Genomic DNA, 19,240 nt, shown 5'->3' with positions numbered 1-19,240 from the left:
GTGGTGCCATCAGTTGATGTTTCCCAATTGTACTTAAATGTTGGTGTATAACCTGTGAAGTTATCGCTATCTTTGATTGCTGTTGCATCTATTGTGAGTGTAGATCCAACTTTAAATGTTCCTGCAACCGTTGGAGTTCCAGTGGGGGTGTTATTGGGTGCGAGTTTTATTTCTGCTATTCCTGTCATTTTCTTTCCGTCATAATCACCGTGAAGGTTTGCATGTGGAACCCAAACACCATTATTTCCTTCGTACGAGAGTTGAGTCTGCCATAAATTTATGAATGCGTACTCGTTACTACTCGCGTTTGATCCCTGATGAAAATTTTGATATGAGAGTGGTTCTTTTGAAATCCATGTAAGGTCACCATCAGAGTTAGTTTTTTTAAGTCCTATCCAGTATTTCCATAACCCGCTTGGGTTGTAGGTGCCACCTCGCCCTCCATATGATGTCGCGATCCATTCATTTTCTGCAGCATCATTAATCGTCACCAAGTGCCCGCCAAGTTTTACGGCATTTGCTTCTGCTTCTTCCCAGGTGGGACCTGAAACGATTACATAGGCAGAATCACCACGGCGGATGAAGGGGATTTCAATTATCGAACGTTTATTGAAGGCAATCGATTGTTGAGGAGTGTCTTCTTCTGCATCATCCCATTTGCCTGACTGGGTCCATGCTTGCGCATAATGCTGAATTTCGCGGGTATTATCTGGTTGCCCAACTTCCCAATTGGTATATGTAACTTGGGATCCATCCGTCCATCTCCAAGTGCCTTCGCTAGCAGTGTCAGTGAGTCCTATCCATCCCCTTTGAAAATTTTCTTTTAAAAAGATATCCTCTTCACTGCTCGAAATTGATGCTAAGTGCCCACCAAGTTTTATCGCATAATTTTCACCACCTTGCCAGTTCAAACCATCGACAATTGTGTATAAGGAGTTGCCGCGTATTACAGGTGCCATAAGTCTTTACCTGAGTTCAGAGAGCACAGAGCATTTCTGCTCWTTTGACCGCAATCTAGGWCRTTTTGGACCAAAATTCAAKATTTCCTAAAGATTTGCAGATATCGCAATAAATCCCYGTCTGGTTTCCTTCGCTATCCCCATAACTCCAACCCAAGACCCGCCARTGCTGCTGCYCTTCTGAGGCAGCAACTCGCAGCAACTTCAGCAGCAGGTGCTTTTGATGTTGATTCCAATGGTTCTGATGCCTCTGCTGAGTAGTGGAGCAAATCACCATCAGCAGTTGGGATGGTCAAACGCCCAGTGACTACAACAGCAGCACCAACTGCTTAAAGCGAATTTGTGACACCAGAGGTTGTTTGGATCTATCTAAACAGGACGCATCGCATCAATATTTGCGGCAACGGCAGCAAAATTTACGGTAGGACCAAAGTATGGTGAATCAGGACTGATTGCTTTATTGGTGAGTGCTGCACCTGCAAAAGCAGCACCAAATAAATGCCGAATTACCATTAAACCATCACCTAATGCAGTTGTTTTCCCATCTTTATCTACATCAAGTGTGCCAGTAGAAATACCAGATTCAATAAATTGATGGATTTCAGCAGTGGTACGCGTTGAGGTTGGAGACATTGCTTTATTTGTTAATGCATCTCCTGCAAAAGCAGCACCAAATAACTTTCTAATTACCATTAAACCATCACCAAGGGCGGTTATTTTGCCATCGCCATCWAYATCAAGGTTAAATGGATTGACTGAAGTGTCAGCAATACTCACTGATGCAGTAGATCCAACCTGAGTTGAAAGGGATGAATCAGTAAATAGTTTGATGTTTAGAGATTCAGCACCTTCTGTTGTTAGATCATTTGCAAGAGTATGGGAGAAGGAGAAGGACCCATTTGATGCAATTGTTCCTGAACCTGTAAGTGCACCAAAAGAGAAATCAGCAGTAGTGATTCCATTGCCACTTAATGAGTAATAAAGTGTGGTACCTGATGCAACATTTATCGTTTCTATTGTTGTGGTTAGTGTTCCGATTTCATTGATTGTTGTTGCTGATGGAGTGACTGAGAAAAGCAGATTATTTAAAAGATCAAATTTCATTAAATTAAATCCTTCTTGAGCGCCCCATTTCTCCCATGTTGAAGATGTTGGTAATCTCCGATACAATGCATCAGTGGTGATAATACTGTTAAGGTTTTTCCCATTCACATGCTGTAGCAATTCACCATTTAGAACTGAATAAATATCGGTTGTACTCAAATCTCGCTGATTAATTGAAATATTTTTACTGCTATAATTTATGTAAATCCGATTTATAGCATCAGTTTTTCCAAAAATCGTTATATCATCGCCAAGAGGGAAAAATGTATTGAAAAACCTATCACTATAAACTAAGTCCTCGTTCCATGGACCTTCAATGGCGCTTGATGGTGAGGTTTGAATAAAATTGTAAGGTAATCCATACTCTTTGCAAACTAATCTATCGATTTTATTTAAATCCAATGCGACATCCAATGTTTGCAATATCTCTATACCATCCAGATAATAAACATCTATAGGATTAATTTTGCCTTGCACTAAGATTACCGCTACTCCGAAACCAACATAATAATTAGCAGATAGTATTAAATTGTTTCCATAAGGGAAAAGACCAGTATCCACTCCGTAATCTCCAAAGGCRTATTCATTTCCAGAACCTGCCATGAAAGTGTCATCACTTTCTGTACCTTTTAGTATTTCTGAAATGTAATTATATTTGCCTTTAACGGTTGCCATAAAACCCAAACCCTCAAGAAACGGCAGAGAAGCGGCGAGTACCAGGAGGCAGAACGCCTTTGGTATCTGTATCTCTTTATATAATATTCGTTTTTAAGAATTTCGTCAGGTTTATGCAGATATTGCATAAACAAGTAGCGGCAACCGGTTTCGTTTATTCCCCAAACCCGGTTAAGGCCCTCCGGTAACTACAGCGAAGGGACCCATAATTGCGTTTTCTACAGTTTCACCCCAAATAAATGGCCGGCCGCTGAGGTGAGTCCCATGGCAACGGCGCCCCAGATCACCATCCGCAGGGCGCCTCTACGCACAGATGCCCCACCTGCCGCTGCGGCCATGCCACCAAATATCAAAAGGCTGCCAAGGGAAAGCAACACCGTGAAGGGCACCACYTTGCTAGCYGGRGCTAGCAATATCGCCAGCAAGGGCACCAGTGCACCCAAACCAAAGGCCAMAGCTGATGCAAAAGCTGCCTGCAAAGGCCTTGCCCTAAGGGTTTCGCTGATGCCTAATTCATCGCGGGCATGGGCTTCTAGGGCCCCTTGAAGGCTTAGTTGTTCAGCTACAGCTCTGGCGAGGCTGGCCTCTAAACCCCGGGATCTGTAAATCGAGCTGAGTTCYTCTAATTCACCCTCTGGATCAGATATCAATTCCGCCGCTTCCTTAGCYAGATCTGCTTTTTCTGTATCYGCCTGGCTTTGCACCGACACATATTCACCAGCTGCCATGGATGCAGCTCCAGCCACCAATCCAGCTAGGGCAGTAATTAGCAGCGTTTCTGGTTTGCTGCCTGCACTKGCAACCCCAACCACCAGGCTGGCCACTGAAATAGTGCCATCATTTGCCCCTAACACCGCCGCCCGCAACCAGCCGGCCCGATGGCTTTTATGGGCTTCCCGGTGGCGGCGTTGCAATTGCATAGGCYCTACTCTGAGGCAAGAGGCTGTTTARTGGCTCRAATGTGATGCTATCAATGCYTCACCGTTAGCCAGCCCAATTCAAAACATTATTAAAAGCGTTGGATAGTTCCCTCCTTTTCCAGTTGGTTAAGTGCTCCGGGGCCGATGAGCATCGTTCTTGCCAAGTTTGAAGCTAATTATTGCCGCGCATCAAGGCGTGGCAGCAACCCAGGCCAGTTTAGAATTGCGTTATCGGCGGTAATCAGCTGAGCTTGGTTCCTCTGGGCGGTGGCTGTGATGAAGCGGTCTGCAGGATCGGAATGAAACTCGATCAGTTCAACTGCTGCTAGTGCAATATCTCCATTTAAAGGTAWCTCCTGTAGYCCCGCGGCTAACCAGTTGCTGCGCCAGAGCGAAACGCTCACYGGCAGYGCGATTCGCTTTCGCGCCTGAAGCATGGCGGCYTCCCAAAAACTGATGGCGCTCACGGCTATGCAGCCYTCTCGCCAGGCTGCGCTGATGGTGTTGCGGGATTCCGGTCCCARCTTCTTATCGTTGCAATCCAGCCAAAGCAGTATGTGAGTATCAAGTAGTAGCGACGGTTTGCTCATTGCAGTGCGGMCCAGGGTTCATCAAGGGGGTTGATCACATCGCCCAACAGCTGCAACTGCGGGTGCAGGCCAAAGGGRCTGGAGCGGAGCTGACCTCTGCATGGGTGCAGCTCTGCTACGGGTTTGCCGTTCTTGGTGATCACGAGCACTTTGCCACTGYTRGCCACTTCRTCCATGAGGCTGAGGCAGCATGCYTTGAATTTGCTGGCGCTGATCTGAGTCATTGGGCTGGGATTTTAAATTTTAAACATAGCAAAGACCATGGTCACGACTCTGGTCATCGTTTTRTCAATTGTTCCAGCGTTYCAATAACTTGCTTGGCTACTACGGTATGGGTCAAACTACATTCAAATTATTTTTAGTTCTAATGCAAGCWGAATCAGATAACGCTTCCRGCAAATCCCCAGATTCTCCTGAATTGCCATTGCCCCACGATTTTGACGTGCAAAAGGAACTGCATCAAAAAATTCGCAACGATCCCGATTACGACGATTGGGAATACGGCACWGAACCCTTACCCCACGAGGGTTGGACCAAGCCCAAGGCAGCTACACAYAACCCAGCCATCCCCAGCCAAAGCCCCAATCCATGACCCTGGTGCTCCAGCAGTAATCCGGCCAGAGGCGGCAAACCAATACCGCTAATCGCCCAGGTTTGTGAATAGATACCCAAGGCCAAACCTTGCTTTTTGCTGCTCACCGATTCCACCACCGCTTCTGTGATCGTTGGTAAAAAAGCAGCTGTGGCAAGGGCCAGTAGCGGTTGGGCCAGCAGCAGCARCAGCAAGCCATGCTTATGCAATGCCGATAGGGCAAGCAGCAGGCAGCCGGCAGCAAAACAAATCAAACTCAAGCGCAAGCCAAATGCCACTGGTTTACTTGCTAACCAATGGCCCACTGGCCATTGCAGCACTAAAACCAGCATTAGTTGCAACACAATTAATAGGCCGCCTCCAGCTTCCGGTAAGCCAGCTCGAGCAAGGCCGCCATTGGCTAGATCCAGCGGTAAGGCGCTTTGTTGCAGCGTGAGTAGGCCTGTGCCCAAGAGCGAAACGATCAAAAYAGGCAAKAGGGTTTGCCCCCACCAAGTTCTTACTTTCCCGGCGGGTAATTTTGCTGGTGCTGGCGGCAGCCCCCGGGCCGGGAGCTTTCTTGTTATCCACAGGAAAAGCAGCATTCCCGWTAGGTCAACCCCATAGATCAGCCTCAATGCCTCAGGCCCCAGGCGCCAGGCCAAGCAACTCCCCAGTAGGGCTCCTGTTGCTATTCCAAAAGCATCGGCGCTGCGGGCAAGGGCAAAGCCCTCGCTTGATGGCATKGGCGCGCTGAATTCGGCGCTGGCTAACTCCGCCGCCGGCCAATACAAGCCCATCGCCAAACCGAGTAGTAATTCACCCGCGAGAAAAACTTGRAAACTATGGGCATGGAAAAGGATTAGATCTGCGCCAATAGAGCAAACAGCCCCAAGCCGCAGTGGAGTGCCTAGGGCTAAACCACGGTCGAGCAAAATGCCACTGCCAGCGCGGGCCAGCAGGCCAACAACACTGGAAAGRGCAAGGGCAAAACCAATTTGGCTACTGCTAAGCCCAACGCGGTTGAATACAAGTGGGCCAAGGAACAAAATTCCCCCAGCCCCTAGAGCTGCCACACCCCGAAATTGCGCCACCCGGCGTAGGGTTCGGGGAAATTGCAGCCACCACCTGGCGAGTTGCACTGTTGTTTCTGCCTCGGCTGCCAACCCTGTTCTACAAACCTTCAAGCAAGGTTTTCTTGCTGTTGGCATTTCTGTGCTTATGGCAACACCCAGGGGTAGCRGCTGAACGTTTAAGCGTGAGGGTTGCTGGTTTAGAKSTGCCGCTCGAGCTCCAGCAACTGGAGGATTGGGCCCTCCAACCCGGCAACAACCTTGAACTGGGCCCCTGGTTAAACCTGTTAGATGCCAAAACTCAGCAAAACATTCGCCTTTTGCTACTGCAACCATTGCCCCTGCAGGGTAATTCGATTGGCCCATTGCTAAATAGTTGGGCCGGGCAGCAAYTGGTGCAACAGCTGGGGAGGTTGCTGCGGCCACCCCAGGGTGATGGCGGYGAATTGCTGCTCAAYTTGATGCAACAACACAATGGYTCCAGCACCCTCAACCTATTGCGGGCTGCCCCCACACCAGAACTGCGCCTTGATTTAGATGCMCTGATCGAWTTRGCGGGGCGGCTAAGGGGGCAATTGCGCCAACAGGTGAGTTTGCAAAAYAAATTGAAGGCCCTGCCTCTGCCTGAGGMGGTTGTGGCACTGCCYGCTGCGCTGCCAATTAGTTCAGAACAGCAAAGCCTTTTGGTACCCCACCGCGAAGCATCAATACCGTTGCAGTTGTGGTGGCCAAAATCAAACCAAGCGGCAAGCCATTGGCTGTTGCTTAGCCATGGCCTCGGTGGCTCAATTGAACAATTGGCCTGGCTGGGGCGGGGCCTTGCGGCCCAGGGCTGGCCTGTGGTTGCTATCCAACATCAAGGCAGTGATGCCGATGCTGTGCGGGGTTTGCTGGRGGGTCGCCAGGCCTTACCTGGCATTGAAAGCCTGCCCGTGCGTTTGCAAGACCTGGATGCAGTTAGTGCTGCCATCGAAGCCAAGCAATTTCATTTCGGCAGCCAACCAACACCGCCGCGGTTCATGCTGATCGGCCATTCCCTAGGGGCTGTGGCTGGTTTGCTGTGGGCAGGCGCCGAGTTGCAGCCAGGTTTGGAGCAGCGTTGCCAAAGGGCGATGGCCTCTATTCCTGTGCTCGATAGTTCCTTTCTGTTGCAATGCCAACTCACCAACCTCGCTTTGCCAATGGCAAACCCCGCCAAAGGTTTGGATGCGGTTGTGGCAATCAATGGCTTTGGCAGTTTGCTGTGGGGCCGAGATGGCTTGAAATCCCTTGATTTACCTGTGTTGATGATTGGTGGAAGCCTTGATTTAGTTACCTCACCTTTAAGGGAACAACTGCTTCCTTTTCAGCAATTAACTAATAAACGCAACCGTTTAGCTGTTATTGAAGGCGCCAGTCATTTCTCTGCGGTGCGCATCGAAAAGGAACAGCCAATAATGCAACTTGGTGCCGATTTTGTTGGTAAAGAACCGCTGCAGGTGCAATCAATGCTATTGGAAATTCAAGCTGGTTTTATTTCTAGCATCGCAGCTAAGCAAACGCCACTGATTGGTAAGTTCAATCAAGGTGGAGTGCAGGCCTATGTGATTGATCGCAGTTGGCTAAAACAATTGCAGCCATTAKCTGAAATTACAGAAGTTAAAWATTAGAATTTTATGCGCGGATCTAAAATTGCAACCAGCACATCAACCACCAGGCTCACCAWCACCACAAGTGTGGCCACCACCACMACAATTCCTTGCACGAGCGGATAGTCCCTTCTGTTGATMGCCTCCTGCAGTTGATTGGCAATACCYGGCCATGAAAAGATCACTTCGATCAACAGTGCTCCCCCCACCAAAGATGCCACTGTTATTCCCGCGATTGTGAGCACTGGTAATAGGGCATTCGGCAGCCCATGGCGCAGCACCACTTGGGTTTCGCTGATGCCACGGCTGCGGGCTGCTTCCAYGTARTCGGAACGGAGCACCCGCCGCAGATTTAGGCGTAGGGCATTATCAAAAATGCCACTTAGTAATAGGCCAAGCGTGAAGGCAGGAAGGGCTAGATGGCGTAGGGCAGCTGTAATAACTTGCCAATTACCACTAAAAATGCCATCTATTAAATAAAAACCGCTGCCATTGGGTGGCACCAAGGTGGGAGGGAAACGCCCCCCCACTGGAAACCAGCCCAACTTCACTGCAAATACCAATTGAAACACCATGGCAGCCCAAAAACTTGGTAGTGCATAGGTGCCGATGCCATATAAGCGCCCAGCTAAATCAATCTTTCCCTCTGGTTTTGCTATTCCACTAAAGCCGGCGATTAAACCCAGCACGGCAGCGATCACAAGGGCAACAAAACCCAATTCAATACTTGCCGGCAAGGCATCTCTCACGATCCTTAGCACCGGCTTTGCACTCACAAGTGATGTGCCGAGATCGCCCTTAAGTAGATCAGTTAAAAAATCAAGATATTGCAGCGGTAGTGGTTGATTTAATCCCAATTGTTGGCGCAATTGTTCCCTAGCCGCTTCACTTGCCCTACTGCCAAGCAGTGCATCTACMGGATCACCGGGKGCAACCCGCAACAACAGAAAAACCAAGCTGGCGATCAACCACAACATCACCGGCGCCAGCAGCAAACGGCTGCCCACATATCGCAATAGCTGGTTGCCACGATCCATAACTAATTTGCTTCCCCCTGGCGRTGTAGATCAGCTAGCAATAAACGGCCGCTGCCATCAAAGCGGGGTGTGCTCACTGGGGGCCTTGCCCATGCCCTTGATCGCACCAGCCAGATCGGCAGATAGGGAACCCCTTGGGCGGCACGCTGCTGCACGGTTTTAAGCGCTTTTATTCGCCCTGGCCCACTGATCTCTTCGGTGGCGATCAATTGCGCTTGTAGCCCTGGGGCACTCCAAAAACTACCGCTGGCCGCACTTTCACCTTCTTTGCACACATAGCCCAGGGGGCGTTTACAGGCCAGCAACGGCACTAAATAGTTATCAGGGTCGGGATAATCCCCCGACCAATCCAGCATCATYAGCTGAAAAGCGCCATCCCCCAGTTGTTTATAGGCGGTGGTGGATTCCATGCCAGTAACACTCARCTGGAGGCAATCGGCCAATTTTGTGCTCAGCAGTTCCTGCCAAGTAAGGGCAAACAGKCGATCGGTGGGCACATTAGAGCGATAGGTGAGGTTCAACTCCAGCCGTTTAGTGCCGCAATAACCCTCTTGTTTAAGCAGTTGACGGGCGGCCGGAATGTTTTGTTGCGGCCAGCCGGCGCTGGCACCGGGCAGGCTTGGCGGCACTAGGCCATAGAGGGGGTCGCGAATGTTGTCGCTAACCCTTGCACTGATCTGGGGGCGATTGAGGCTTAGGGCAAGGGCTTTACGCAAACGCAGCCGATTTAAGGGGGGRCGATCACTGAGCACACTCAGATAACCGATTTCAAGGGCTGGCCCCACCCCTTCCTTGAGCACACCACGGGTGGCCTTTTGGTGGAGAGCCCTTTGTTGATCTGGTTCCAGGCTGCTGGAGAGCAGCACATCCACATCACCGGCATTAAGGGCGCCAAACAAGGTGGTGGAACTGCCCATACCCACCAAGGCAACACCGTTATTTCGCGCTTTTGCACCCCAATATTTATTAAATGGTTTTAGCCGTTGCAGTTGGGGGCTATAGAAACTGAGTTGATAGGGGCCCGTGCCAACGAAGCCGCCCGTTAAAAAACTGCGCTGATGATTTTTATAGGCTTTTGGTGATACCGGCGTGAGGCTGGTGGAACTAAGTAGTGCAGCTAGGGGGCTAAAGGGACGCCTCAGGATTAGCTCCAACTCATAGGGGCCGAGCACATTTACGCCAGTTATGCGATCACCCACCACATAACTAAGTTTGGCGATKGCAATGAACCGGCGCAGGCTAAAGGCCATCGCTTCGGCATTAAAAACGCTGCCATCGTGAAAATGCACCCCCTGGCGCAAGCGGATCACAGCCCTAAGGCCTTGGTTGCTCAGTTCAGGCATGGCTGCTGCCAGCCGCGGTTCGATCTGCCCACTGGCATTGATGCCATAGAGGGGGTCGCCAAGGGCCGCAATCAATTGCATGGCGCTTGAGGTGGTGGCTTGGGCTGGATCGATCGTGTCGATCGATCCATAGCTGGCAACCACCAGAGGTGGGTGCTCCTGCTTTTTCGCGCAGCCAGCTAACCCTAAAAAGAGGCTTAAGGGGATATAAAACCAGCTTTTGAGTGACCTAACCAAGGTGGTTTGCGCTTGCGGCACCAACCTATGGCTTTGGGGTGCTGGCAACAATATTTAGCGAAACCTCAAAAACGGGTGACCCTTCTGCCTGCAGAGGCCAGCGCCTCACCCAACAACGGCCCTGGCGATCATCTACGCCGATCACTTGGTAGAGATCGGGATCACAACGGAGGTGAATGCAATCGCCCTGATGGAGTCGCATGTGCTTCTCGCGATTGATCGAATCATTCCTTACCTAAGCCCACAGGCAAGGTTCGAGCTGAACACTGGGCTGCCTTTGTGAGGGAACCCAGTTATCAATTGAKCTAAAGCGTACGTAGGCAGCWGGTAATAGCTTCCACCTCAGGCCGCAATAAAATCATTSCCAAGGCCCGCTGGAAATTGCTTTCCTGCACCACATGGGTAATAACCACAATTTCAGCGCCGGCATTTTTTGATTCAAACTGCACGATTGATTGCAAGCTCACACCCTCAGCGCCAAAACAACTACCGATATGACCGATCACACCTGGYTTGTCGGCGGTTTGAAAACGCACGTAATTGCGGTGCTGGGTGATRGTGCTATCCACTAGCCGGCAGGAACGCCAACTGCCGGCAGCTAGCAAGGGATCTAGGCCTGCTTTTGCMCCTGCCACCTGTTGGATTGCRGCAATATTGAGGATGTCGGCAACTACGGCGCTGGCGGTGGGKCCGGAGCCGGCTCCAGGGCCATAGAACATSACCCTCCCCACCGGATCAGCTTCCACCAGGATTGCGTTGTTAACGCCATTCACCCCAGCTAAGGGGTGATCAAGGGGCACCAGGGTGGGATGAACRCGCACATCAAGCACCTCAGTGCCATCGCTATCACTGCTGTGCCGTTCAGCCACAGCCAATAGCTTCACCACAAATCCGAGTTCCCGGGCGTAGTTGATATCGCGTATTTGTAGTTGATTAATGCCTTCCGTTGGAATGGCAGCTCGATCAACTAATCCGCCGTAGGCAAGCCCAGCAATAATGGCGATTTTATCTGCGGCATCCCCGCCTTCCACATCGGCGGCAGGATCGGCTTCTGCATAACCAAGGGCTTGGGCATCAGCTAACACCTCTGGGTAACTGGCCCCTTCCAGGGCCATGCGGCTGAGGATGTAGTTGGTGGTGCCATTGATGATGCCGCTAACCCGTTCAATGCGATTGGCGCCCAGGGATTGCTTAAGGGGTTCCAGAATTGGAATGCCACCACCAACAGCCGCTTCCATCAACACATAAACCCCTTTTTCAGCAGCGGCAGCTGCTATCTCAGCGCCATGGCGGGCGATYACAGCTTTATTCGCTGTTACCACCGCTTTACCTGCTGCAATTGCGGCAAGAATCAAGCTGCGGGCTGGTTCTAACCCTCCCATCACCTCCACCACTAAATCCACCKCTGGATTGGCTACAACCGCAGCGGCATCGGTGCAGAGCAATTCCTTGTTTAGGCCTTGGGGAAGGCTTCGCTCCAGGCTGCGCACCGCCACTTGGCGCAACTCGAGCTCTGCCACCAAAGGGTGCCTGCCTTTGGGATCAAGCAGGATCTCGGCCACACCCCTGCCAACGGTGCCAAGCCCAATTAAGCCAATGCCAATTGCCATCTAAACGGTTCCTTTTTTATCGATCCTATTAATCAAGCGGTGGCTGCAAGGGCAGCCGCCTGAGCCTGCATATGGCGCAGGATATTAAGGAAGCCATTGGCCCTTGATGGGGTGAGGCTGGCCTGGAGCCCTGTTTCTGCCATGAAGCTTGGATCAACKGCAACCACTTCTGCTGCGCTTAGCCCGTTTAAACCAGTGATTAAAAGGGCTAGCAATCCCTTGGTGATTTGGGCATCGGCATCACCCTGCCACTGCAGAAGGCCTTCATCTAACTGTGGCTGCACAAAAACCTGCGACACACAACCCTTAACCCGATTGCTTTCGCATTGCAATTCAGCAGGGGCGGGCGGTAATTTTTTGGCTAACCACAGCACATATTCGTAACGACGTTTGGGATCGCTGCTGCCTTTTAACTTGGCAACAATTTCATCAAGGGCGGCGCTGCCGCTTGCCATGGCGAATGAWTCCAATTAATGCCAATGAGCCTAAGGCGCTGATGCCAAGTAACGAGCGGCCTAATTCCAAATAATCGCGGTGCCCAGGGCCGCCATCCACCACCAGTTCCCATTCGCGGTTGGCTTGGGCCGGCATTTTTGCTTTAAAGCTGCCATCACTGCCGGTGCGCCCCAGCYTCAGGGTTTTGCTGCCATCTGGTGATTGCAAACGCACTTCAGCATTAACTAAAGGTTCACCAGTGGAGAAGTGGGAATTTAATTGCAGTAAACCGCTGGCTTCTAAACCAGAAAAGTTGGTTTCCACCCCATGGGCTCGGGCGGCATTAGGAATTACCAGCGCTTGGCCAACAAGTAAGCAAGTAGTTATTAAACCAAGGGTTATTGCTGGCCTGTTGCTTAAAAGCATCACTTGCATTTATTAACTCTTTYAAATCTAGCTAGGGCCTAGAAGCCAGTAAAGCCATTGCCGGCTTGATCAAGCCTGCCAACTTGAACCATTCCCACCAATGAACCAATCATCAGCTCTAGGGCTTGATTGGGGCGCTTATCACCAGCAGCGGCGMTTTTGGTTTTATTGGTTTGATGGCTGCCTTTTTGTGGCATGGAAGCGGAACTGGAAAGCAAAGCTGTTTACCCGTTACCAAGGCATCCTTACAAAAACAAAAGCCCGTTGGTGTTCATTGCAACGGAAGTTCAAGGTTGCAGCCGCTGGCATCCCGTTTCTGTGATCCAGCCGGCAAAAGGCACATCCCAGGGATCCCTTGGCAATTGCTCCACCACACAGCACTGGGGCAACACCACTAGGGCCGGCACCTGTTGCCAAGTTGGATCCTGGCGCAACCGGTCGTACCAGCCACCGCCATAACCGAGCCGAATGCCGCTTTGATCCACCGCTAAAGCCGGCACCAGCAGCAGGGCAATTTCCTCTGGCCTTAGGGCTCCATGGMATGCCGGTGCTGGAATGCCGCAGGCGTCCTTTACTAGGGGCCCATCTGGGGGCCAAGYTAGATAGCTGAGGCGAGCAGCCTCCCTTTCGYTCTTAGCGAKCACCGCCGGTAGGGCCAGGGGACCAGGCCAATGCTGGCCAAGGGCCAGCAAGTTTGGCTCTCCAGCCAGGGGCCAAAAAATACCTAAATATTGTTTACTTTTGAATTCCGAYAGGGTTTTCACTACGGCATTAATTAGTAGCTGTTCTTTTTGTTTGCCATATTCAGCATTGAATTKATTCAGGCGCAGCTCACGAAAGCGCCTGCGATAGCTTGCCTTCACCGTTGAAACCAAGCCGTTAAAGCAACTGCTAATGCATCAGCAGCGTCGTCTGGTTTGGGCCGTTCATCAAGATTTAATTCACGCATTACSGCATCTTGCACATCGCTTTTATCGGCATGGCCATGGCCAGCAAGGGCGAGTTTGATTTGCATTGGGGGGTATTCAACAATTGGTATTCGAAAGCGGCTAAGGGTCATGATCAACACTCCCCGCGCTTGCACCACCGCAATTGTGTTGCTGGAGCGGTAGAAGAAAAACTTTTCAACAGAAGCTAAATCAGGCTGCCAGCGGCGRATTAATTGGCGTAGATCATTAGCGATTTCCACCATTCGCTGGCCTTCACTTTTGCCCGCTTCTGTGCTGATCATGCCGCAATCCAACATCTCTATGGGTGGGCCGGTTTCAATYACGCCATAACCCACCCGCGCCAGGCCTGGATCTATGCCAAGGATTCGCATTGAGCTAGTTCAAATTCACTTAAATCCTTTGGCATAGGCCTTGCAAATACTTGGCAGAACACCTTCACAACCCTCTCGCCTGAATCGATTGCCTCCAAGGGGTCTTTGCGTAGGCGATGCCGCAGGCAACAGGCCACCACCCTGGCCACATCCTCATCGCTCACCTCCAAACGCTCTTCATAGGCCGCAAGGGCCCGAGCCGCCCTGTTGGTAACGATGTCTCCCCGCAAACCATCCACATTCAATTGGCCGCACACCTCGGAAATTTTTAAGCGCAAGTCGGGATCTAGCTGCACATTGGCTAGCCGTTCCTGGGCTGCCACCACCTTGGTTTGCAGTGCTTGTTGGGCCGTTTGCACCTGCTGCAAAAAGCCGTCGGGGTTGCCATCAAAACTGCTGCGTTGTTCCACCACCTGCACCCGCTGCTGGGCATTGCGCACCGTGCGCACCTCAACGCTCATGCCAAAGCGGTCTAGTAACTGGGGCCTTAATTCACCTTCCTCTGGGTTRCCTGAACCGATCAACACAAACCTGGCTGGATGGCGCACGCTCACCCCCTCGCGTTCCACCGTGTTCCAACCCGAGGCGGCTGAATCCAGCAACACATCCACCAAGTGGTCGTCTAGCAGGTTCACCTCATCCACATAAAGCAGGCCGCGATTTGCCTTGGCCAGTAGCCCTGGTTCAAAGGCCCGAATGCCTTCACTAAGTGCTTTTTCAATGTCGATCGTGCCGCAAAGTCGATCTTCAGTGGCACCCAGGGGTAGATCCACCATGGGCACCTGCCGTGGTTCCACCGGCAGCAGCTCACCTTTATCTGCCCTACTGCGCACCTCAGCGCTTTGCAGGTCGGGRTCGCTWGGGGAGCTGTTGTAGGGGTCGCCMGCCACCACATCGATCTCTGGCAGCAGRTCAGCCAGGGCGCGGATGGTGGTGCTTTTACCCGTGCCCCGATCGCCCATGATCATCACGCCGCCGATGCGTGGATCAATCACATTCAGCAGAAGGGCCAGCTTCATCTCCGCCTGGCCCACGATGGCGGTAAAGGGATAAACCCTGCGCTTACGAACCTGGCTCACCACTARTTAACGGGCACTGGTTCGGATTGTTTCACAGCTAAGGGTGTAACCGTTAGCACCTGCACAGGGGTGATATCAGCGGGCACGATCAAGCGCAGCCGCACATTGCGTTGTTCACCCGCCGCAAGCGTTACGAAACCCAAGGGTTTACCTAAATCRCCCTGGCGTAGAACCAGGTGCAGATATTTGCGGCCTGGATTGCCATCAAGGCCGCGCAGCTCAACGCTGCCTCGAAAAAAGATYGCTGGCCCSGGCGGATTTCTAAAACGCAGGCCCCCTTCCTTGCGGTCGCTTTTTAAGGGTGATTCCAGGCTTARRGCCAGTTGTTGGGTTTGCTTGCCGCCATTGCGCAGGGGTAAATCCAGGTCGTATTCCACGCCGTAGTTGCCATGGGCTTCCCAGGCTGTGTTGGGGTAATAGGCAAGCAATTGGGCTGATTGCACCTGGCCAGTGCCGAAGGTTCCCTTTTGCAGGCTGGCGATTGGCCATGAAACCGGCTGATCGCCAATCTGCAGCACTTTGCTGCCCGGATCRCTGAGCACACCYTTCCAGCGCCTGCCCTGTTGCACCCCACTAACGCGCGAATAAATGATTGGCCCCGGGGCCCCTTTAGGGGTGGGCACGTGTTCCTTYTCGCTCAAACCGCCATCAAGCAGGGCAAGCCATTGCTCCGGGCTGGGTGGGTTATCACTGATCAAGGCAAGGCTTGCTAGGGCCACAGGGCCATCGCTTTCRAAGCGCACCTGCAAGTTGCGGCCATTTAGCAATGGATCCAARCCCTTCACAGGGATCGGCAAACTAAAAGCCAATTGGCTGCTATTGGGGGGCAGGGWGATGCTGGCGGGCAACCAGCTGGGCCTTGGTGCGCCGGCGATTAGGTCGCCGGCGGCCCGGGAGCCAGGCCCGGCGTAAACACTCAAGCCATCGTGTTCAAGTTGGTGGGGAAGGGGTAGAAAAGGGGCATCCGGTTGTGATAGCCAGCTGGCTCCAGAGGGCATTCGGATCGTTATGGCCCTGTTTGTGCGATTGCCCAGCACAATGCCAAGCCAAAGGGTGCTGTTTGGATTTGGCCCAACGCCAGCAAAAATGTGATGGCTAAATAATTCAAAACTGCCATCGAGGGGCAGATTTAAATGGGCGTCAGGTACGGGGCGATTTTTACCATCAAATGTTGATAACAAAATCCCAGCACCCTTCACTACTTCTGGGTTGTTGTCGTTGATCATCAAGCCGCGATCCAATTGGCCTGGTAGGGCCCGCACCACGCCGGCACGGAATTGCTCTGTTTGGGCCTGGGCCTGGTTTGGCAGGATCAATGTTTCAAACAACAGGGCGCCTAATACGGCGGGCCAAAAAGTTAATTTCATTTTTAGTTTCATCATCAATTTCATCTCAATACCTGGGAGGTGGCAGCTGCCATCGCTCGGATCAGATCGGTGCTGCGGGGATCATTAAATGGACCCTTCACCATGTAAGAGGCAACAGCGCGGCGGCCATCTGCTAGTTCAATCAAACCGGAATCCACGTAGGCGATACCGATATCACCGGTTTTATTGAATACCCTCACCCCTTTACTGAGCAGGGCAGCATTCACCTCATCACTGCCACCGCCTAAACCCTGCAACCAGCCCGTGGGGATCAAGGTGTCTGTTCTGGAGCTGCCAAGGGTTGAGCGAAATAGGTCGCGGCTGCGGGGTGATAGTTCCTTACCGGTTTCAACTAACGCAATTGTTCTTGCTTGATCCCTAGGGGTGCTGGTGTTGGTGCCATCAAGATCTGGCAGCCAATTTTTGATTGCAGTGCCCGTTAAACCCAATTGGAGAAATTTGGCATTTAGGGCGGTTTTACCACCCAATCTTTGAATTAATAGGTTGGTGGCGGTGTTGTCGCTAACGCGAATCATTTCAGTTGCMACCTCATTAAAACTGAAGCGGCTACCCAAAGGTTGGCTGCCCATCCAGCCAGAACCACCGCCAACAACAACTTTGCTGATGGTTAGTTTCTCATTCAGTTTTGCTTTGCCTTGATCAATTGCCTCAAACGCAGCCAGCAAGATTGGTGTTTTGATCGCACTGGCTGCCGGTAGAGGTGTGTCKGCATTTAGCTGGGCATAACTGCCCGTATCCAGCACCARCACAAATGCACCGGCCTTGAGGTTTGGTTGGGCGGCAGCTAGTTGGCTAAATCTTTTGCTCAGATCCAGCAGTTCATTGGTTGGCTTGAATTCCCCCATGTCGGAGCGGTTAACAACTGCRATGGCGCTCCTGCTACTCGCTCCGATGCCGCTAAATCGAGGCGCTAAAAGTTTTAGGGCTGTGCCCGTTAACACCCCCAGGCCCACCCCAAGGATCAACAGCCKCAGCAATAGCAGGGCTGGTTGGCTTGCAGAAAAACGTTGGCTCAAAACCCTGCCCTAGCGCAGGCCAACTTACCCAGAATCGCGGCCAATAGCCCAACGCAGTTGACGCACCATTCCCCTAAGCAGCGCCACCTCTTCCCCATTGGGTTCGGCCCGCAGTAATAAATGCCTMAGTTTTGCCATGCGCGCCTTGGCGGTGTGCGGATACAGGAAACCCACCTCCAAAAGCAGGGCCTCGGYATCCTGCAGGCTTTGCTCAAGGTGCCCCTGGGCGGCTAATGGGGCCAATGGGGAGGCCTGGRGGKTTGGCGCTTGTGCTTGGTGGAGCTGTTGAATTTCGGCCAGGCAAATTGCCACAGCGTGGGAAAGATTTAAAGAGCCATAGGTGGGMGCCGTTGGGATGCGCAGCAACCTGCCCGCCAGCAGTAATTCGTTGTTGTGTAAGCCATGGTCTTCMCGGCCAAACACAAGCGCCACTTGGCTTGGTCCCCCCTGGGGTTCAAGCAACCATTCCAATGCTTCCTTGGGGCTGTGGTGGGGGCGTTCTTGATTTTCAATTCTTCCGGAACAGGCCACAACCCGGCGGCAATCGGCAACGGCAGCAGCTAGGTCGCCATAGGTTTCTGCTTTGCCGAGCCAGGGCCGCCCATGCACTGCCATCAAATGGGCCAGGGGATCATCCAGTTCACAACGGGGGTTCACCAGCCTTAAGCAGCTTGGTTCGTAGTTGGCGCAAAGCCTGGCAACACTGCCGAGGTTCAATGGACCGGCAGTTTCCACCAGCACCACCGCTAGGCAKGTCACTGCAGGGTATGGAGATGGGCAAGCAGGTCGGCCATCGCCTGGGGATCCGGTTGAAACTTAGGCATAGGTGGGGTGCGACCACTMACCACCTGTTGGATCAAGGCTGAATCTCCCTTGCGACGGCTTACGCCATGCAGATTTGGCCCCACCAAGCCTTGGCCAGCGATGCCATGGCAGCCGGCGCAATTAATTAAAAACAACTTTGAGCCCCGCTCTTGATCCCCCTGTAGATCCAAGCTGCTGCGGGTATARGGATCTTGACGGCTTTGGCCGTAGAGGAAAACAGAAAGCAGCAAAGCCGCCACCAGGGCAAGGCCCACAAGGGCTGTGATCAAGCCTCGCCTGTTATCTGCAGTTGTTATTTCCGTTTGCGTCAATGCAGATCACTTCAATAGTTGGGGGAAGGGGTCCAAGGTGGGGTCGACTCCCTTAAGTTGTTTCAATCAACTCTATCCACCAAATCAGGCTGATGATCGAACCTCTCCTTTGCGGCATCGTTCTGGGCTTGATCCCCGTAACCCTGGTGGGTCTTTTTGTTGCCGCCTGGAATCAATATCGCCGGGGCAGTGCCCTCGGCGGCTAGGARCTGCCACTGCAGCACAAGTGTTCGGCCATAACGCTTGCGGCTTAGCTCTAGCCAGGGTGCTTCGCAGCTTGGTGTTTCATCCCTGGAGCATTCCAGCAACAGCCTTCCCGTTGGCGCAAGCCAGTTACCGGCATAGATGGCTTTGGCAATTGATCCATAAAGATTCGATCGATAGGGGGGATCCCCATAGATCAATGAAAAAATCTCTGTTTTGGCYGGGTTGCGCCTGCTGTTAAGCCAGCGATCAACATCCGAAACCGCCAGTTGCCACTTGTTTCTGTAGGCATCACCCAAAGCCTCCAAGTTGCTGCGGGCAACGGCAGCAATGCGGCGGTTTTCTTCCACCAGCTGCACAAATGCTGCCCCGTGCAGCAGGGCYTCACAGGCCATGGCACCGCTGCCGCTGCATAGATCAAGCCAACGGCTGCCCGGTATTTGGGGCCTCAAGCTATTCATTACCGCCTCTCGCACTAGGGCAAGGGG

At 52.3% G+C, this 19,240-nt stretch carries 21 protein-coding genes and 1 pseudogene; 2 read left to right on the top strand and 20 right to left on the bottom strand.

Annotated elements, in window-relative coordinates; translation table 11 throughout:
- The 5 genes from C7K08_RS08795 to C7K08_RS08765 form a co-directional block, all read right to left on the bottom strand.
- Positions 1 to 959 (bottom strand): C-type lectin domain-containing protein (locus C7K08_RS08795; RefSeq protein WP_106500259.1); only part of this gene is annotated, 959 nt, incomplete at its 3' end.
- Positions 960 to 1,328: 369 nt separating this feature from the next.
- Positions 1,329 to 2,738 (bottom strand): hypothetical protein, encoded by a 1,410-nt coding sequence (locus C7K08_RS08790; protein ID WP_106500258.1) that lies wholly within the window; start codon positions 2,736 to 2,738, stop codon positions 1,329 to 1,331.
- A 218-nt stretch (positions 2,739 to 2,956) separates the two neighbouring features.
- Complete coding sequence (locus tag C7K08_RS08785; RefSeq protein ID WP_206603827.1) at positions 2,957 to 3,658, bottom strand: VIT1/CCC1 transporter family protein; 702 nt, start codon at positions 3,656 to 3,658, stop codon at positions 2,957 to 2,959.
- Between the two features lie 176 nt (positions 3,659 to 3,834).
- Complete coding sequence (locus C7K08_RS16875; RefSeq protein WP_106500257.1) at positions 3,835 to 4,248, bottom strand: type II toxin-antitoxin system VapC family toxin; 414 nt, start codon at positions 4,246 to 4,248, stop codon at positions 3,835 to 3,837.
- A gap of 483 nt (positions 4,249 to 4,731) precedes the next feature.
- Positions 4,732 to 5,913, bottom strand: a complete 1,182-nt coding sequence (locus C7K08_RS08765) for an MFS transporter (protein WP_241537168.1) — start codon at positions 5,911 to 5,913, stop codon at positions 4,732 to 4,734.
- Positions 5,914 to 6,023: 110 nt separating this feature from the next.
- Between C7K08_RS08765 and C7K08_RS08760 the strand changes: the two genes are divergently transcribed.
- The gene (locus C7K08_RS08760; protein WP_161955854.1) at positions 6,024 to 7,541 is read left to right on the top strand and encodes an alpha/beta hydrolase; all 1,518 of its coding nucleotides are present in this window, start codon (positions 6,024 to 6,026) and stop codon (positions 7,539 to 7,541) included.
- Here C7K08_RS08760 and C7K08_RS08755 read toward each other — a convergent pair.
- From C7K08_RS08755 to C7K08_RS08700, 14 genes are all read right to left on the bottom strand, one after another.
- Positions 7,538 to 8,557 (bottom strand): ABC transporter permease, encoded by a 1,020-nt coding sequence (locus C7K08_RS08755; RefSeq protein ID WP_106500253.1) that lies wholly within the window; start codon positions 8,555 to 8,557, stop codon positions 7,538 to 7,540. The two genes, C7K08_RS08760 and C7K08_RS08755, sit on opposite strands and share 4 nt — an antisense overlap.
- A gap of 2 nt (positions 8,558 to 8,559) precedes the next feature.
- Positions 8,560 to 10,185: an ABC transporter substrate-binding protein gene (locus C7K08_RS08750; RefSeq protein WP_241537167.1), complete on the bottom strand. Its 1,626-nt coding sequence runs from the start codon at positions 10,183 to 10,185 to the stop codon at positions 8,560 to 8,562.
- The gene (locus C7K08_RS15990) at positions 10,163 to 10,339 is read right to left on the bottom strand and encodes a hypothetical protein (RefSeq protein WP_162842899.1); all 177 of its coding nucleotides are present in this window, start codon (positions 10,337 to 10,339) and stop codon (positions 10,163 to 10,165) included. Before C7K08_RS15990 ends, C7K08_RS08750 begins: the two co-directional genes overlap by 23 nt.
- A gap of 103 nt (positions 10,340 to 10,442) precedes the next feature.
- Complete coding sequence (locus tag C7K08_RS08745) at positions 10,443 to 11,747, bottom strand: homoserine dehydrogenase (RefSeq protein WP_106500252.1); 1,305 nt, start codon at positions 11,745 to 11,747, stop codon at positions 10,443 to 10,445.
- Between the two features lie 32 nt (positions 11,748 to 11,779).
- Positions 11,780 to 12,202 carry a SufE family protein gene (locus C7K08_RS08740; RefSeq protein ID WP_106500251.1) on the bottom strand — a complete coding sequence of 141 codons (423 nt, stop codon included), beginning with the start codon at positions 12,200 to 12,202 and terminating at the stop codon, positions 11,780 to 11,782.
- Positions 12,177 to 12,608 (bottom strand): hypothetical protein, encoded by a 432-nt coding sequence (locus tag C7K08_RS08735; protein ID WP_133165198.1) that lies wholly within the window; start codon positions 12,606 to 12,608, stop codon positions 12,177 to 12,179. The genes C7K08_RS08740 and C7K08_RS08735 overlap by 26 nt, the downstream gene beginning before the upstream one ends.
- Positions 12,609 to 12,646: 38 nt before the next feature.
- Positions 12,647 to 12,805, bottom strand: a complete 159-nt coding sequence (locus C7K08_RS15365; protein ID WP_161955853.1) for a hypothetical protein — start codon at positions 12,803 to 12,805, stop codon at positions 12,647 to 12,649.
- Positions 12,806 to 12,895: 90 nt separating this feature from the next.
- Complete coding sequence (locus C7K08_RS08730; protein WP_241537166.1) at positions 12,896 to 13,483, bottom strand: 5-formyltetrahydrofolate cyclo-ligase; 588 nt, start codon at positions 13,481 to 13,483, stop codon at positions 12,896 to 12,898.
- Positions 13,468 to 13,929, bottom strand: coding sequence for a crossover junction endodeoxyribonuclease RuvC (ruvC, locus tag C7K08_RS08725; protein ID WP_106500248.1), 462 nt, complete (start codon positions 13,927 to 13,929; stop codon positions 13,468 to 13,470). Before ruvC ends, C7K08_RS08730 begins: the two co-directional genes overlap by 16 nt.
- On the bottom strand, positions 13,911 to 15,008 hold the full coding sequence (bchI, locus tag C7K08_RS08720; RefSeq protein WP_106500261.1) for a magnesium chelatase ATPase subunit I: 1,098 nt from the start codon (positions 15,006 to 15,008) through the stop codon (positions 13,911 to 13,913). The genes ruvC and bchI overlap by 19 nt, the downstream gene beginning before the upstream one ends.
- Positions 15,009 to 15,010: 2 nt before the next feature.
- On the bottom strand, positions 15,011 to 16,399 hold the full coding sequence (locus tag C7K08_RS08715) for a DUF3370 domain-containing protein (protein WP_241537165.1): 1,389 nt from the start codon (positions 16,397 to 16,399) through the stop codon (positions 15,011 to 15,013).
- Positions 16,396 to 17,412 carry a serine hydrolase gene (locus C7K08_RS08710; RefSeq protein WP_106500247.1) on the bottom strand — a complete coding sequence of 339 codons (1,017 nt, stop codon included), beginning with the start codon at positions 17,410 to 17,412 and terminating at the stop codon, positions 16,396 to 16,398. The genes C7K08_RS08715 and C7K08_RS08710 overlap by 4 nt, the downstream gene beginning before the upstream one ends.
- A 24-nt stretch (positions 17,413 to 17,436) precedes the next feature.
- Positions 17,437 to 18,171: an RNA methyltransferase gene (locus C7K08_RS08705; protein WP_106500246.1), complete on the bottom strand. Its 735-nt coding sequence runs from the start codon at positions 18,169 to 18,171 to the stop codon at positions 17,437 to 17,439.
- The gene (locus tag C7K08_RS08700; protein WP_241537164.1) at positions 18,168 to 18,548 is read right to left on the bottom strand and encodes a c-type cytochrome; all 381 of its coding nucleotides are present in this window, start codon (positions 18,546 to 18,548) and stop codon (positions 18,168 to 18,170) included. Before C7K08_RS08700 ends, C7K08_RS08705 begins: the two co-directional genes overlap by 4 nt.
- A gap of 92 nt (positions 18,549 to 18,640) precedes the next feature.
- Between C7K08_RS08700 and petG the strand changes: the two genes are divergently transcribed.
- On the top strand, positions 18,641 to 18,754 hold the full coding sequence (gene petG, locus C7K08_RS16405; RefSeq protein ID WP_015110794.1) for a cytochrome b6-f complex subunit V: 114 nt from the start codon (positions 18,641 to 18,643) through the stop codon (positions 18,752 to 18,754).
- 24 nt (positions 18,755 to 18,778) lie between these two features.
- On the opposite strand, the pseudogene C7K08_RS16400 reads toward petG, so the two are convergent.
- Positions 18,779 to 19,228 (bottom strand): annotated as a pseudogene (locus C7K08_RS16400) (RsmD family RNA methyltransferase); the annotation flags it as partial.
- Positions 19,229 to 19,240 lie beyond the last annotated feature (12 nt).

This window comes from Synechococcus lacustris str. Tous, from assembly GCF_003011125.1.
Taxonomy (GTDB): Bacteria; Cyanobacteriota; Cyanobacteriia; order PCC-6307; family Cyanobiaceae; genus Synechococcus_D; species Synechococcus_D lacustris.
Note: the sequence above shows the minus strand (reverse complement) of the source record. Positions and strands in the feature narration are given on the sequence as shown.